The following is a 14,063-nucleotide window of genomic DNA, read 5'->3' as shown; positions in this document are numbered from 1 at the left end:
TTTAGAACATCACCCGTACCTTATCTATCTTTTCGAGCCGAAGGAACATTTCAGCCGAGCCGGACCCAAATTGGACACTGAGAAACGCCTTACCGTTCTCCACCTTGTGTAATACACCTTGGTAATAGGCGCCATCGTAGGTGATGAATTGCAGGCGTTTGCCCTTGTATCCCGCCAGATCGGAGACTTGGACGAACTCGTAGCGCGGCGAGGCACCGGCGTCTTCATCTTTTTCGACTTCGGCGGACACCCGCTCGTTGCCCTTCATCTCCGGCCGCTTGGTGGTATCGACCCAGGAGAAGGCGATCGGCTGGACAGCCTGCTGGTTGACCAGCACCACCGGGCGCAGCATGCCGATCACGTCCTTCGGCTCGAAGAACTCCAGGCCTTCCCAGGCCATGCCCTCGCTCGGGCTCAGCTCCAGGCGCAGTGCCTGGGGATCGCTCAGGTAACGGCCGTAGGCCTCCAGCACGGCAGGCTCGAGCGCGACACGCTGGGCCCGCAGGTTGCGGTCGAACTGCTCCACCGCCGTCTTGAGGTAGGCATCGCGTGACTGGCCCAGCTTGCCGGCACAGAAGTCCTGCACCTTGCGCTGGTACTGGTTGTCGTTCAACTCGAACACCACGCTGGAGACGCGCGGCGGGTTGACCCGCAGGTCACCCGGGTTGTCCGGCATGTTGATCAGGGACAGGCTGAGACGGGTATCCCCCATGTCGCGGGTATCGGCCTTGAGGTTGAAGGTCAGGCGCTTGGCCCCCTCCTCCAGCTGGTACGAGAACTGGGCATCGGTCTCGAACGTCCGGTAACCCATGTCCAGCAGCTCGTTGGTGCCGATGTGGCTCACCTTGCCGCATGCCACCTCACTCATTGCAGTGAAGATGCTGCGCTCGGCCGGCGCGTCATACAGCTGCTGCATGAACGGGCCATGGACTGCCAGCTGCAGCCCCTTGAGCTCGACGGACATCTGCTTGGGCAGCTTGCCCTCCTCCAGACGCTCCTTGAAGCTCAGCAGCTCGCGAAGCCCGTTGAAGCGCAGCTGCGCGTGTTGCACCTGCAGGCTGTCCCCCAGGGCAGGAACGCGGATCGTGACGTTCTCCAGCCCGACACGGCCGTCGAACGACGACGTGATGCCGCCGTAGCTGATGTCCATGACCGGCGAGAGCTTGGTGACCGCCTCGTTCATGATGGAACGCACGGAGAGCCACAAAGAACCCTTGATCAGCACGGCCAGCGCAAGAACACCCAGCACCGCCCACTTGAGAAGTTTTGCCATGACGCCATCCTTGAGGCGGTAAAAAATGCGACGAGCTTATCAGTGCGCCCAAGGTGCCACCATCCGCCCCACGATGGCGGTACAAACACTTTTCCATTACGTGAAGAAGTTCACTGAAGAGTGCGGGTGACGGCAACTTGCTGTCCGGCGCTGACAGGTCAATTCAACTTATCGATAACCCATTGCAGCCCACTCAACAGCTCAATGCCGCATACAGCAGCTAGAATTTGAACTTCGCTTGTGGTGAACAGCGGTTTTCTGGTCGTTTTTTGCTCAAGCGCCCGTGGTCAGTGGGTAAAAAGGCAGCCAAGGTGAAAAAAAAGTGTCCGCCTTGCGCCCCGTCAGTTTACTTACTACAAGTTATGGGTAGTATGTACGCCGGCTAATTTCCCACGCTCGGGGAATTGCTTTTAATGGAAATGTCCACCTTAAAGGGGAACACGATGAACAACGTTCTGAAATTCTCTGCTCTGGCTCTGGCTGCTGTTCTGGCCACCGGTTGCAGCAGCGCCTCCAAAGAAACCGAAGCTCGTCTGACCGCTACCGAAGACGCAGCTGCTCGCGCTCAAGCCCGTGCTGACGAAGCCTACCGCAAGGCTGACGAAGCTCTGGCCGCCGCTCAGAAAGCCCAGCAGACCGCTGACGAGGCTAACGAGCGCGCTCTGCGCATGCTGGAAAAAGCCAGCCGCAAGTAATAGCCCACAAGGCTTTTACCTGAAACCGACCCAGGCAACTGGGTCGGTTTTTTATTGCTTGCACAAAGTCGCCGGCAATAAAAAACCCGCCACCCGAATGGGAGGCGGGTCTTCTGGATGCGATCAGAGTGCGGGCGTAGCGCTGGCAGCAACCGACGTCGAAGGCTCGGCGATCTCCACCGGCAGGCCGTCTTCGGCCGCCACCACCTCACGCACCACGTCCCAGTCCAAGCGGATGGTGTTGACCAGGTCCTCGCGCTTGAGCAGCGCATTGATCACCGCAGTGTGCTTGTCGACCACGGACGGATCGCCATGGTCGTCCAGCGGAGCGTGGGCCTCCAGGTAGATCTTGCCGCCGCTGACACCGAACTTGTACGGCTCGTTGATCACCCGCACCGGCGTGCCCACCGGCGCCATCTTGGCCAGTTCCAGCACGTTGTTGTTGAGCATGCGGAAGCAGCCGTGGCTGACGCGCATCCCGATGCCGAACTTCTTGTTGGAGCCGTGGATCAGGTAACCCGGCAGGCCCAGGGTGAACTTGAACGGACCGAGGGGGTTGTTCGGCCCCGCCGGTACCACGGTCGGAAGCGGGTCGCCATCGGCAGCGTGCTCTTCACGGATCGACTTGGGCGGGTACCAGGCCGGATTCGGCGTCTTGGCCGTGATCTTGGTGGTGCTGATCGGCGAGCCCCAGCCTTCCCGGCCAATGCCCAGCGGATAGGTGTGCACCACGTTCTGCCCTTTCGGGAAGTAGTACATCCGGTACTCGGCGAGGTTGATCACGATCCCCTCGCGCGGCCCCGGCGGCAGGATGAAGCGGGTCGGCAGGATGATCTCGGCGCCTTCGCCCGGCAGCCAGGGATCAACGCCCGGGTTGGCCGCGACCATCTCCAGGTAGCCCAGGTCATTGGCCACGCCGATGTCGGCGAAGGTGTCCTCGTACTTGGCCTTGATCACCTGGACCTGGCCAACGATATCCTCCCCAGGGGGCGGCAGGGGCAGCTCCAGTGCTGCGGCGTTACCGGCCAGCACAGCGGCGGCCAGAGACAGGGTACGGGCGACGGCGGGAACGCGCGACAACATCCGGGAATCCTTGGCTGAGGGTTGAAAAATGAGTGGCGGATTGTACACCGGCCCGCCAGCAGCCGGGAGGCTAGCTGTCAGGCCACTCCGGCCGCTTGCCATCGCGCTGCGCCTCGAGTTCCTGCTTGCAGAACGGGCACAACCGGCGATCCTGCAGAAGGCTTCGGCCCACCTCGCACCAACGGGGCATGGCCGGCAGCAGCCCGCCGCACAACGTACGGTCGGCGTAGCCCCCCAACTCGAGCTGGCGCGCCACCAGATGCAGGCGGACCTCACGGCAGGCGAACAGGTCGAGCTGCTCGTCTGGCTCGATCAGCTTATAGGCGTGCAGGGACCAGGCGGGGCGAGGCATGGGGGACTCCGGAGCGGGTGCGCAACATTAGCCGAAAGCCCCGTCTCGGAAAAGCCTCAAAGCAGCGGCTGGAGCGACGGCCAGACGTTTTCCAGCAGCTTTTGCTGGGCACCGGCAGCCGGATGGATACCGTCGGCCTGCATCATGCCCTCCACGCCTCCGACGCCCTCGAGAAAGAACGGCACCAGCGGCACCTGCTGTTCCTTGGCCACGTCACTGAACACACGAGCGAACGCATCGGTGTAGCGCTTGCCATAGTTGGGCGGCAGGCGCATGCCCAGCACCAGTACCTTTGCGCCCACCTGCCGGGACTGCTCAACCATCGAGGCAAGATTCTGTTGCAATTGCGCCGGGGGTTGGCCACGCAAACCATCGTTGCCCCCCAGCTCGATGATCACCACTTCCGGCTTGTGCTCGCCGAGCAGCGCAGGCAGCCGCGCAGCCCCGCCAGCACTGGTGTCGCCGCTGATGGACGCATTCACCACACGGTGATCGATACGCTCGGAATCGAGCTTTTTCTGCAGCAGGGAGACCCAGCCCTGGCTGGTTTCCAGCCCCAAAGCAGCGCTGATACTATCCCCGACGACCAGCACGGTCCCCGCCGCAGCCTCCTGCGCCAGCAGCAACAGCCCCAGGCAGCAGCCCATCCACCCAGCACGCATCGGATTCTCCATGAGCCCAAGCATTCTCAATGCGCGGCACCTTAGCAAAGTGGTCCCCAGCGCGGAAGGTGAACTGACCATCCTCCAGGGGCTCGACCTGGACCTCGCGCAAGGCGACAGCCTGGCCATCGTTGGCAGCTCCGGCTCGGGCAAATCCACCCTCCTCGGCCTGCTGGCCGGGCTCGACCTGCCCAGCTCCGGCGAAGTCACCCTGGCCGGTCACCACCTCTCGCGGCTGGACGAAGACGAGCGCGCCCGCGTGCGGGCCGAGCATGTCGGCTTCGTGTTCCAGTCCTTCCAGTTGCTGGACAGCCTCAACGCCCTCGAGAACGTCATGCTGCCCCTCGAACTGGAAGGCCACCGTGATGCCCGCCAGCGCGCCCGCAGCCTGCTCGAACGGGTCGGCCTCGGCCAGCGGCTGACGCACTACCCCCGCCAACTGTCCGGCGGTGAGCAGCAGCGCGTTGCCCTGGCCCGCGCCTTCGCCGCCGAGCCGGACGTGCTCTTCGCCGACGAGCCCACCGGCAACCTCGACAGCCACACCGGCGAGCGCATCACCGAGCTGCTCTTCGAAATGAACCAGGAGCGCGGCACCACCCTGGTGCTGGTCACCCACGACGAACGCCTGGCCCATCGCTGCCAGCGCCTGATCCGCCTGGAAGCCGGCCACCTGATCGACCGGGTGGAACCCTGATGGCGATGAAGGGAGGCCTGCCACTCTCGCGCCTGCTCGCACTGGCCCTGCGCCAACTGCTGCGGGACGCCCGCGCCGGCGAACTACGCGTGCTGTTCTTCGCCCTGCTGGTCGCCGTGGCCGCCAGCAGCGCCATCGGCTACTTCGGTGCCCGCCTCAACGGCGCGATGTTGCTGCGCGCCACCGAATTCCTCGGTGCCGACCTGCTGCTCAGCGGCTCCTCCCCCGCCAGCGCCGAACAGGTGGAGGTCGGCACCCGCTTCGGCCTGCGCCATGCAAGCGCCGTCGAGTTCTCCAGCGTGATCGCCGGCGACAACGGCATCCAGCTCGCCAGCGTCAAGGCCGTGAACGGCAGCTACCCCCTGCGCGGCGAACTGCGCAGCGCCGCCCAACCCTACGGTGAAGAGCAGGCCGGTGCCGGCCCCGCGCCGGGTGAAGCCTGGGCCGAATCACGCCTGTTCACCGCCCTCGACATCAAGCCCGGCGACAGCGTCGATGTCGGCCAGAAGACCCTGCGCCTGACCCGCGTACTCACCTACGAACCCGACCGCGCCGGCGACTTCTACAGCCTCACCCCGCGCCTGATGATGAACCTGGCCGACCTCGATGCCACCGGCGTGGTGCAACCCGGCAGCCGTGTCCGCTACCGGGAACTGTGGAGCGGCCCGGCCGAAGCTCTGGCACGCTACCGTGCCGCCCTGGAGCCCACCCTCGCCGCGAACCAGCGCATCGAAGATGCACGCGACGGCAACCGCCAGGTCGGCGGCGCCCTCTCCCGCGCCGAGCGCTACCTCAACCTCGCCAGCCTTGCCGCCGTGCTGCTCGCGGGTGTTGCGGTCGCCCTCTCCGCTGCCCGTTTCGCCGCCCGGCGTTTCGACGCCAGCGCCTTGCTGCGCTGCCTCGGCCTGTCCCGCCGCGAAGCACTCACCCTGTATGCCCTGCAGCTGGCCATCCTGGGCCTGGCCGCCAGCCTCGTGGGCGCCCTGCTCGGCTGGCTTGCCCAACTGGGCCTGTTCCACCTGCTGCGGGAACTGCTGCCCGCGGAAGTCCCATCCGGCGGTTTCATTCCGGCCCTGGCGGGGATCGCCACCGGCCTGGTGGCCCTCGCCGGCTTCGCCCTGCCGCCCCTGGCCGCACTCGGCCGCGTACCGCCGCTGCGGGTGCTGCGCCGGGACCTGCTCCCCGTACCGCCCAGCGCCTGGCTGGTCTATGGCGCCGCCATCCTCGCCCTCGGGCTGATCATGTGGCGCCTGAGCCTGGACCTGAAACTGACCCTCGCCCTGCTCGGCGGCGGGCTGCTCGCCACCCTGCTGCTGGGTGGCCTCATGCTGCTGGGGCTCAATGCCCTGCGCCGGGCGCTCGCCCGCGCCGCCCTGCCCTGGCGCCTCGGGCTGGGTCAGCTGCTGCGCCACCCGCTGGCCGCCGCCGGCCAGTCGCTCGCCTTCGGCCTGATCCTGCTGGCCATGGCCCTGGTCGCCCTGCTGCGTGGCGAACTGCTGGACACCTGGCAGGACCAGTTGCCGGAAAACGCCCCGAACTACTTCGTCCTCAACGTCCTGCCCGCCGACAAGGACGCCTTCGACCAGCGCATCCAGGCCCTCTCCCCCCATGCCGCGCCGCTCTACCCGGTGATCCCGGGGCGCCTGACCCGCATCAACGGCCAGCCCGCCAGCGAGCACGCCACCGAGGACTCCCAGGGCGAGCGCGCCCTGCAGCGCGACCTCAGCCTCACCTGGTCCGCCGAGCTGCCGCCGGGCAACAGCCTCAGCGCCGGCCAGTGGTGGGACGAGGCAGCGCCCGACGAGCTGCCCGGCGTCTCGGTGGAGGCCAAACTCGCCACCAACCTCGGCCTCAAACTGGGCGATCGGCTCGGCTTCGTGGTCGGCGGCATGGAACGGGAAGTGCGCATCACCAGCCTGCGCACCGTCGACTGGGACAACTTCCAGCCCAACTTCTTCATGATCTTCGCGCCCGGCTCCCTGGCCGACCTGCCCACCACCTACCTCACCAGCTTCTACCTGCCGCCGGGTCACGACCGCGAACTGGTGCAGCTGGCGCGGGACTTCCCGGCCGTCACCCTGCTGGAGGTGGAAGCCATCCTCAAGCAGCTGCGCAGCATCCTCGCCCAGGTGACGGTGGCGGTGGAGTTCGTCCTGCTGTTCGTGCTCGCCGCAGGCCTGGCGGTGCTCTTCGCCGGCCTGCAGTCCACCCTCGACGAGCGCCTGCGCCAGGGCGCGCTGCTGCGGGCCCTGGGGGCCGAGCGGCGCCTGCTGCAACAGGCCCGGCGCCGCGAGTTCGCCCTGCTCGGCGCCTGCAGCGGCCTGCTGGCGGCACTGGGTTGCGAACTGGTCAGCGCCCTCCTTTATACCTACGCCTTCAACCTGGACTGGAAGCCACACCCCTGGCTGCTGCTCCTGCCGGTCATCGGCGCCCTGCTGGTCGGCAGCGCAGGCCTGCTGGGAACGCGCCGCGCCCTGACGGCCAGCCCGCTCCAGGTCCTGCGCGAAGGCTGACCCTGCCGTGGCCGCCGAGCCCTTGCTAGACTCGGCGGCCCGTTCCCGGAGACACCCCTGCCCCATGAGCCGCTACCGCCCCCCTCGCACCGCCGGCACCCCGCTGATCACCCCGGAAGGCGAAGCCCGCCTGCGCGCCGAACTGCAAGAGCTCTGGCACGTGCGCCGGCCCAAGGTGACCCAAGCCGTCAGCGAGGCCGCCGCCCAGGGCGACCGCTCCGAGAACGCCGAATACACCTACGGCAAGAAGATGCTGCGGGAGATCGACAGCCGCGTGCGCTTCCTCACCAAGCGTCTGGAGAACCTCAAGGTGGTACGCGAGCGCCCGGCGGACCCGGGCAAGGTGTACTTCGGTGCCTGGGTCACCCTGGAAGACGAGGACGGCGAACAGGCCCGCTACCGCATCGTCGGGCCGGACGAGCTGGACCTGAAGCAGAACCTCATCAGCATCGATTCGCCATTGGCCCGCGCCCTGGTGGGCAAGCCGCTGGACGCCGAGGTCCGGGTCAACACGCCCACCGGCGAGAAGACCTGGTACCTGGTGGAGATCGAGTACCCCTGAATCAGCGGCGGGTGATCTGCCCCTGACGGGCGACCCGGACCAGCTCGTGCACCAGTTCCTCGAGGTCTTCCGCGCAGGGCGCCTGGACCACCGCCATGTCGAAACTGTCCCGGGCGTAGCGCTGCATGGCCTGGGCGTCGAGGGCGAACTGGATGAGCAGGTTGCGCGACCCGTTCCAGCGCTTCGGCCAGCCGTCGAGGTAACGCAGCAACTTGGGTTGGTTGGCACCACTGAGCAGGATGCGCGGATTGCGCGGCGCGGGGCCGGTGGTGATGGGGGTCAGGCGGATCTGGGGTTGCGGACAGGTCATGTTGTCGTGTCTCTGCCTCGTTGTTGCCGCTGGGCAGCGGTGGAGGCGACACCGAACCAGCGCTTTAGCAGTATTTTTCGAGGGGAATCCCCTGCCGCGCCCTGCAAGTAGCTGTCTTAAATCGGCGCATGGGGCGAAATCCTAGAGAAGGCGCCTCGGCACTGTCAAGACAACTCTCGTCACCCTTTGGGAAGATTCCGAACGCCACCCTCCCCCCTTCAATTCCACCCAGGATCGCCATGCCAACACCGCCCCTGCGCCTGTTCTTCGCCCTGCCACTGCCCAACCTCGTCGCCTCGGCCATGGCCAGCTGGCGCGACAGCCTAGATTGCGGTGGCCAGCCGGTGGCGGTCGCCAACCTGCACCTCACCCTCGCCTTCCTGGGCAGCCAACCCAGCGAACGCCTCGATGAGCTCCTCGCCCTGGCGGACGGCATCCAGGCCGATGCCTTCCCCCTCCATCTGGACCGGCTGGACCTCTGGCAGCAGGGGCTGCTGTACCTGGCGCCCAGCCAGCCGCCCGCCGCCCTGCTGAACCTGGCTTCAACCCTCGCCGAGCGCCTCAACGCCGCCGGCTTCCCCCAGGAACGCCGCGCCTACCGCCCTCACGTCACCCTGGCCCGGCGGGCTCGCCAGCGCCCCGAGGGCGCACCCCAAACCTTCGATTGGGTCGCCGACCGCTTCACCCTGTTTTCTTCGGAAAACCACGGAGACCGTCTCCATTACCGCGCCGTGCACAGTTGGCCGTTACGGGCAGACGACTCAAACGCGCGTTTCACTCAGTAACAGGGAAACGGCCCGCATCGTTGGGTGAACGGCTGTAAACAACGGCGAAACGCCCGCCCCAGAAGGCACGGGCACCTGCGGCCCGCAATGGCATGGAATCTGCCACGGGCTCCACGCCGATGTGCGCCCCCGGGACGGGGCGCGAAGTAGCAGGGACGCACTCCACACTGCCTGTTCCACCACCCACGAGAGCACCCGATGAACAACAACAAGATCCTGCTCGCCCTCGCCCTGGGAGTCGGCCTGGCCGCCTCCGGAGAATCACTGGCCGCCACCGGCTACACCCAGACCCGTTATCCCATCGTGCTGGCCCACGGCATGCTGGGCTTCGACAGCATCCTCGGCGTCGACTACTGGTACGGCATCCCCTCCGCCCTGCGACGTGACGGCGCCAGCGTGTACGTCACCGAGGTGAGCCAGCTGAACACCTCCGAGGCACGCGGCGAAGAGCTGCTGGAACAGGTGGAAGAGATCGTCGCCATCAGCGGCAAGCCCAAGGTCAACCTCATCGGCCACAGCCACGGCGGCCCGACCATCCGCTACGTCGCCGGCGTACGCCCCGACCTGGTCGCCTCTGCCACCAGCGTCGGCGGCCCGCACAAGGGCTCCGCCACCGCCGACTTCCTGCGCCAGATCCCCCCGGGCTCTGCCGGTGAAGCCGTCCTGGCCGGCATCGTCAACGGCCTCGGCAGCCTCATCAACTTCCTCTCCGGCAGCCGCAGCACCCAGCCGCAGAACGCACTCGGTTCCCTGGAGTCGCTCAACAGCCAGGGCGCGGCCCGCTTCAACGCCAAGTTCCCCCAGGGCATCCCCACCACCGCCTGTGGCGAAGGCGCCTACCAGGTCAATGGCGTGCGCTACTACTCCTGGAGCGGCACCAGCCCGATGACCAACCTGCTGGACGTCAGCGACGGCCTGCTGGCCGCCACCGCCCTGACCTTCAAGGGCGAAGCCACCGACGGCCTCGTCGGCCGCTGCAGCTCCCACCTGGGCAAGGTGGTGCGTGACAACTACCGCATGAACCACCTGGACGAGGTCAACCAGACCTTCGGCCTCGTCAGCCTGTTCGAGACCGACCCCGTCACCGTCTACCGGCAACATGCCAACCGCCTGAAGAACGACGGACTGTGACCCAACGGGCGGGGCCTTCGGGCCCCGCCCCCTGTTCGAGGTGCCCGTGAAGAAACTCCTGCTGTCCCTGCCCCTGCTGTTCGCCGGCTGCCTCGCCGCCCTGCTCTACATCGACACCGGCCAGGCCCGCCGTGCCGCGCCTGTCATCACCGCACCGGCCCCGCAGGCCAGCGACTCGGCCCTCTCCCCCGAACCGGCCGCCAGCGACGCCGCCCCCTCCCTGCCCCCGAAGGTTGCTGCCCTGCCACCCTCCTTCGCCGGTACCACAGTGGATGGCCGCCTGCAGGTGGACGCCGCCGGCAACCTGGTGATCGAAGAAGGCGTGCGCCGGCTCTTCGACTACTTCCTAGCCGCCATGGGCGAGGAGCCCCTGCCCACCACCGTGCAGCGCCTGCGCGACTACATCGGCAGCCAGCTGCAGGAACCCGCCCGCCAGCAGGCGCTCGCCCTGCTGGACCAATACCTGGACTACAAGCGCCAGCTGGCCGAACTGGAGCGCGACCTGCCCCGCCAGGCCGACCTCGCCGCCCTGCGCCAGCGGGAAGATGCCGTCGCCGCCCTGCGCGCGCGCCTTTTCAGCCAAGAGGCCCACCGCGCGTTCTTCGCCCAGGAAGAGGCGTACAACCGCTTCACCCTCGATCGCCTCGCCATCCGGCATGACCCCAGCCTCGACGACGACGCCAAGGCCCAGGCCGTGGACCGCCTGCGGCAGTCCCTGCCCGAGGAGTTGCAGGATGCCGTCCTGCCCCAGCTCCAGGCCGAACTGCGGGTGGAAACCAGTCGCCTGCAGGCCGAAGGCGCCACCCCGGCGGACATCCGCCGCATGCGCCAGCAATTGGTAGGCGCCGAAGCCACCCAGCGCCTGGAGGAACTGGACGGCCGTCGGCAAGGCTGGAACCGCCGCATCGCGGCCTTCCAGGAGGAGAAAACCCGCATCGAAGCCAATGCCGGGCTCAGCGAGGCCGACAAGCACCAGGCCATCCAGCGCCTGGCCGAGGAGCGCTTCGACGAACGCGAGCGCCTGCGCCTGAACGCCGCCATGGAGCTGGCCAGCCGGCGAACCGACAAACCCGCTCCCTAGCAACCGCCTGCCCGCACCCGACGCGGGCAGGGGTACCGCCACACGTTGCACGCCCTCCGCTTTCACAGAGGCCGCAGCCTCCAGTCCTCAGAAACAACCTACAAAACGCGTTAAGCGTGTCAGCCAACTCGACACGGTAGGCGCGTGCATACTCCTGCCGCCTCGGGCGACTGGGCCGTCATGGCCCGACAAACGCCCACTCCAGCTTTCACGAAGAGCCCCAACTGCCCTGAGCGTTCCACGGACGAGACGCCACCTTGCGGGAAGCGCCGCGTCCCCATCCATCAACCGCAAGAGCAAGCACTTCATGACGAAACGCAAACTTTTCCTGGCCCTCGGCCTCGGCGCCGGCCTGCTCGCCTCCGCCCAGTCCTTCGCCGCCACCGGCTACACCCAGACCCGGTACCCCATCGTCCTGGCCCACGGCATGTTCGGCTTCGACCGCATCCTCGGGATCGACTACTGGTACGGCATCCCCTCCGAGCTGAGACGCCACGGCGCCACCGTCTACGTCGCCGAGGTCAGCCAGCTGAACTCCACCGAGGCCCGCGGCGAGGAATTGCTGGAGCAGGTGGAAGACATCGTCGCCATCAGCGGCAAGCCCAAGGTCAACCTCATCGGCCACAGCCACGGCGGCCCGACCGCGCGCTACGTCGCCGGCATCCGACCCAACCTGGTGGCCTCGGTGACCTCCGTCGGCAGCCCCCACAAAGGCTCCGCCACCGCCGATTTCCTGCGCAAGATCCCACGGGACTCCGCCGGCGAAGCCTTCCTCGCCAACATCGCCAACGCCATCGGCAAGGTGATCAACGTCATTTCCGGCAGCTCCAGCAAACTGCCCCAGGATGTGCTGGCCGGCCTGGAATCCCTGACGCCCGTCGGCTCGGCCAAGTTCAACGCCCGCTTCCCCGAGGGCGTCCCCACCACCGTCTGCGGCGAAGGCGCCTACGCTGCCCGGGGTGTGCGCTACTACTCCTGGAGCGGCGTCCGCACCCTCACCAACCCCCTCGATATCAGCGACCCCCTGCTGCTCATCACCTCGCTGCCGTTCAAGGGCCAGCAGAACGACGGGCTGGTCGGCCGCTGCAGCTCCCACCTGGGCAGGGTCGTGCGTGACGACTACCGCATGAACCACCTGGACGAGGTCAACCACCTGTTCGGCCTGGTCAGCCTGTTCGAGACGCCGCCTGTGAGCGTCTACCGCCAGCACGCCAACCGCCTGAAAAACGAAGGGCTGTAACCCCATGGGCGGAGCCTCCGGGCTCCGTCCCTCATCCGAGGTAACCGTGAAAAAGCGCCTTCTCTCCATCCCGCTGCTGTTCGCCGGCGGCCTTGCCGTGTTCCTTCACCAGGGCGCCGAGCAGGCCGAACCGGGCACCGGCAGCCCACTCCCGACCATCACCCCGCAAGCGGCCGAACCCATCGAATCTCCCGAACCTGCGCTCACCGGCCCACCGCCGCTGCCGACAGCCATCGCCCCCCTCCCGCCCTCCTTCGCCGGGACGGAAGTCGATGGCCGTCTGCGAGTGGATGCGGCCGGCAACCTGGTGATCGAGGAAGACATACGCCTGCTGTTCGATTACTTCCTCGCTGCAATGGGTGAAGAGCCCCTGGCCACCACCGTGCAGCGGCTGCGCGACTACGTCGCCAGCCAGCTGCAGGAGCCCGCCCGGCAGCAGGCCCTGGCACTGCTGGAGCAGTACCTGGACTACAAGCGGCAACTGATCGAACTGGAACGCGACCTGCCCCAGCAGACCGACCTCGCGGCCCTGCGCCAGCGGGAGGACGCCGTGGCCGCCCTGCGCGCACGGATCTTCAGCCCGGAAGCCCACCAGGCGTTCTTCGCCCGCGAGGAGGCGTACAACCGCTTCACCCTCGAGCGCCTGGCCATCCGCCACGACGCCAGCCTCGACGACGACGCCAAGGCGGCCGCCGTGGACCGGCTGCGCCAGGCATTGCCTGAGGAGCTGCACGATGCGCTCCTGCCGCAACTGCAAGTGGAACTGCGTACCGCCACCAGCCGCCTGCAGGCCGAAGGGGCCAGCCCCGCGGAGATCCGCCGCCTGCGCCAGCAACTGGTGGGCGCCGAGGCCACCCAGCGCCTGGAGGAACTAGACGGCCGCCGGCAGGGCTGGAATCGCCGTATCGCCGCCTTCCAGGAAGAGAAACTGCGCATCGAAGCCAACGCCGGCCTGAGCGAGGCAGACCGGCGTCAGGCCATCCAGCGCCTGGCGGAGGAGCGTTTCGACGAACGCGAGCGCCTGCGCCTGAATGCCGCCCTGGAACTGGCCAGCCGTCGTGCCGAGCAGGCCGCCCCATAAGCCGCCCATGAAAAAACCCGAGGCAGTGACTGCCTCGGGTTTTGCGTGTAGGGCTTGCTGCGAACGCCAGGTTATTGCGCCAGCTTGCGGTCCAGGGAGTAGCGCCCGGCCCCTTCGATCAGAAGGGTCGCGGCGATCAGGCCGAGGATCATCGCGTACTCGAAGCCACCGTCGGTGATGAAGAAGCCGCTGGCCCAGTGCACGCTGAAGGTCGCCACCACCATCGCCACGATCAGCGACAGCGCCGCCGGACGCACCAGCAGGCCGATCACCAGGGCCAGGCCGCCGAAGAACTCGGCGCTGCCCGCCATCAGGGCCATCAGGTAGCCCGGGGTCAGCCCGATGCTTTCCATCCACTGGCCGGTGCCGGCCAGGCCGTAGCCGCCGAACAGGCCGAAGAGTTTCTGCGAGCCGTGGGCCATGAAGGTCAGGCCGGTGACGACGCGAAGCAGGGTGATGCCGATGCCGGCGTTGGTGGAGAAGAGGCGCTTGAGGGTGTTCGACATGGTGGCTGTTCCTTTCGTTGTGAAGCGTTGTGGGTTCAGGTGGACGCCATCCTATCCAAATTTATCGATATTAAAATCGCAAAAAACCCGTAATC

Annotated in this window: 15 protein-coding genes; 9 read left to right on the top strand and 6 right to left on the bottom strand. The window is 67.0% G+C overall.

The window, feature by feature from the left end:
• Nucleotide 1: 1 nt before the first annotated feature.
• On the bottom strand, nt 2–1,273 hold the full coding sequence (locus BM198_RS06725) for a hypothetical protein (RefSeq protein WP_074968764.1): 1,272 nt from the start codon (nt 1,271–1,273) through the stop codon (nt 2–4).
• A 443-nt stretch (nt 1,274–1,716) separates the two neighbouring features.
• On the opposite strand from BM198_RS06725, the gene oprI reads away from it, so the two are divergent.
• Nucleotides 1,717–1,968, top strand: a complete 252-nt coding sequence (gene oprI, locus BM198_RS06720; protein ID WP_011335311.1) for an outer membrane lipoprotei OprI — start codon at nt 1,717–1,719, stop codon at nt 1,966–1,968.
• A 123-nt stretch (nt 1,969–2,091) separates the two neighbouring features.
• Here the strand turns inward: oprI and BM198_RS06715 are convergent, their stop codons facing one another.
• The 3 genes from BM198_RS06715 to BM198_RS06705 all read right to left on the bottom strand — a co-directional run bounded on the left by BM198_RS06715 (nt 2,092) and on the right by BM198_RS06705 (nt 4,065).
• A complete protein-coding gene (locus BM198_RS06715; protein ID WP_044401524.1) occupies nt 2,092–3,051 on the bottom strand; it encodes a L,D-transpeptidase family protein in 960 nt (319 codons plus the stop codon).
• A gap of 70 nt (nt 3,052–3,121) precedes the next feature.
• Nucleotides 3,122–3,403, bottom strand: a complete 282-nt coding sequence (locus tag BM198_RS06710; protein ID WP_044401521.1) for a hypothetical protein — start codon at nt 3,401–3,403, stop codon at nt 3,122–3,124.
• 56 nt (nt 3,404–3,459) lie between these two features.
• The gene (locus BM198_RS06705) at nt 3,460–4,065 is read right to left on the bottom strand and encodes an arylesterase (protein WP_074968762.1); all 606 of its coding nucleotides are present in this window, start codon (nt 4,063–4,065) and stop codon (nt 3,460–3,462) included.
• Nucleotides 4,066–4,075: 10 nt separating this feature from the next.
• Here BM198_RS06705 and BM198_RS06700 point away from each other — a divergent pair, with 10 nt between their 5' ends.
• The 3 genes from BM198_RS06700 (at nt 4,076) to greB (ending at nt 7,834) form a co-directional block, all read left to right on the top strand.
• Nucleotides 4,076–4,759: an ABC transporter ATP-binding protein gene (locus BM198_RS06700; RefSeq protein WP_074968760.1), complete on the top strand. Its 684-nt coding sequence runs from the start codon at nt 4,076–4,078 to the stop codon at nt 4,757–4,759.
• A gap of 5 nt (nt 4,760–4,764) precedes the next feature.
• Complete coding sequence (locus BM198_RS06695; protein WP_394328334.1) at nt 4,765–7,272, top strand: ABC transporter permease; 2,508 nt, start codon at nt 4,765–4,767, stop codon at nt 7,270–7,272.
• A 64-nt stretch (nt 7,273–7,336) separates the two neighbouring features.
• On the top strand, nt 7,337–7,834 hold the full coding sequence (gene greB / locus BM198_RS06690; protein ID WP_074968756.1) for a transcription elongation factor GreB: 498 nt from the start codon (nt 7,337–7,339) through the stop codon (nt 7,832–7,834).
• 1 nt (nt 7,835) lies between these two features.
• Here the strand turns inward: greB and BM198_RS06685 are convergent, their stop codons facing one another.
• Nucleotides 7,836–8,144, bottom strand: coding sequence for a hypothetical protein (locus tag BM198_RS06685; protein ID WP_074968754.1), 309 nt, complete (start codon nt 8,142–8,144; stop codon nt 7,836–7,838).
• Nucleotides 8,145–8,383: 239 nt separating this feature from the next.
• On the opposite strand from BM198_RS06685, the gene thpR reads away from it, so the two are divergent.
• The 5 genes from thpR to BM198_RS06660 all read left to right on the top strand — a co-directional run bounded on the left by thpR (nt 8,384) and on the right by BM198_RS06660 (nt 13,462).
• On the top strand, nt 8,384–8,929 hold the full coding sequence (thpR, locus tag BM198_RS06680; protein WP_074968752.1) for an RNA 2',3'-cyclic phosphodiesterase: 546 nt from the start codon (nt 8,384–8,386) through the stop codon (nt 8,927–8,929).
• Between the two features lie 198 nt (nt 8,930–9,127).
• The gene (locus tag BM198_RS06675; protein WP_074968750.1) at nt 9,128–10,060 is read left to right on the top strand and encodes a triacylglycerol lipase; all 933 of its coding nucleotides are present in this window, start codon (nt 9,128–9,130) and stop codon (nt 10,058–10,060) included.
• A 46-nt stretch (nt 10,061–10,106) separates the two neighbouring features.
• Entirely contained in the window at nt 10,107–11,141 is a 1,035-nt protein-coding gene (locus BM198_RS06670) for a lipase secretion chaperone (RefSeq protein WP_074968748.1), read from the top strand.
• Nucleotides 11,142–11,448: 307 nt separating this feature from the next.
• A complete protein-coding gene (locus BM198_RS06665) occupies nt 11,449–12,381 on the top strand; it encodes a lipase family alpha/beta hydrolase (RefSeq protein WP_044413795.1) in 933 nt (310 codons plus the stop codon).
• Between the two features lie 46 nt (nt 12,382–12,427).
• Complete coding sequence (locus tag BM198_RS06660; RefSeq protein ID WP_074968746.1) at nt 12,428–13,462, top strand: lipase secretion chaperone; 1,035 nt, start codon at nt 12,428–12,430, stop codon at nt 13,460–13,462.
• Nucleotides 13,463–13,533: 71 nt separating this feature from the next.
• On the opposite strand, the gene BM198_RS06655 is transcribed toward BM198_RS06660, so the two are convergent.
• The gene (locus BM198_RS06655; RefSeq protein ID WP_074968744.1) at nt 13,534–13,968 is read right to left on the bottom strand and encodes a DoxX family protein; all 435 of its coding nucleotides are present in this window, start codon (nt 13,966–13,968) and stop codon (nt 13,534–13,536) included.
• Between the last annotated feature and the right edge of the window lie 95 nt (nt 13,969–14,063).

Origin of the sequence: Metapseudomonas otitidis (genome assembly GCF_900111835.1) — a bacterium.
Lineage (GTDB): Bacteria > Pseudomonadota > Gammaproteobacteria > Pseudomonadales > Pseudomonadaceae > Metapseudomonas > Metapseudomonas otitidis.
The sequence above is the reverse complement of the archived record's forward strand: the minus strand, read 5'-3'. Positions and strand labels throughout refer to the sequence as shown.

Bases quoted from the DNA above. Each gene is read 5' to 3' on its own strand.
- oprI (WP_011335311.1), top strand. From the start codon at position 1,717: ATGAACAACGTTCTGAAATTCTCTGCTCTGGCTCTGGCTGCTGTTCTG.
- BM198_RS06685 (WP_074968754.1), bottom strand. From the start codon at position 8,144: ATGACCTGTCCGCAACCCCAGATCCGCCTGACCCCCATCACCACCGGC.
- BM198_RS06655 (WP_074968744.1), bottom strand. From the start codon at position 13,968: ATGTCGAACACCCTCAAGCGCCTCTTCTCCACCAACGCCGGCATCGGC.
- thpR (WP_074968752.1), top strand. From the start codon at position 8,384: ATGCCAACACCGCCCCTGCGCCTGTTCTTCGCCCTGCCACTGCCCAAC.
- BM198_RS06705 (WP_074968762.1), bottom strand. From the start codon at position 4,065: ATGCGTGCTGGGTGGATGGGCTGCTGCCTGGGGCTGTTGCTGCTGGCG.
- BM198_RS06675 (WP_074968750.1), top strand. From the start codon at position 9,128: ATGAACAACAACAAGATCCTGCTCGCCCTCGCCCTGGGAGTCGGCCTG.
- BM198_RS06665 (WP_044413795.1), top strand. From the start codon at position 11,449: ATGACGAAACGCAAACTTTTCCTGGCCCTCGGCCTCGGCGCCGGCCTG.
- BM198_RS06710 (WP_044401521.1), bottom strand. From the start codon at position 3,403: ATGCCTCGCCCCGCCTGGTCCCTGCACGCCTATAAGCTGATCGAGCCA.
- BM198_RS06715 (WP_044401524.1), bottom strand. From the start codon at position 3,051: ATGTTGTCGCGCGTTCCCGCCGTCGCCCGTACCCTGTCTCTGGCCGCC.
- BM198_RS06695 (WP_394328334.1), top strand. From the start codon at position 4,765: ATGAAGGGAGGCCTGCCACTCTCGCGCCTGCTCGCACTGGCCCTGCGC.
- BM198_RS06700 (WP_074968760.1), top strand. From the start codon at position 4,076: ATGAGCCCAAGCATTCTCAATGCGCGGCACCTTAGCAAAGTGGTCCCC.
- BM198_RS06725 (WP_074968764.1), bottom strand. From the start codon at position 1,273: ATGGCAAAACTTCTCAAGTGGGCGGTGCTGGGTGTTCTTGCGCTGGCC.
- greB (WP_074968756.1), top strand. From the start codon at position 7,337: ATGAGCCGCTACCGCCCCCCTCGCACCGCCGGCACCCCGCTGATCACC.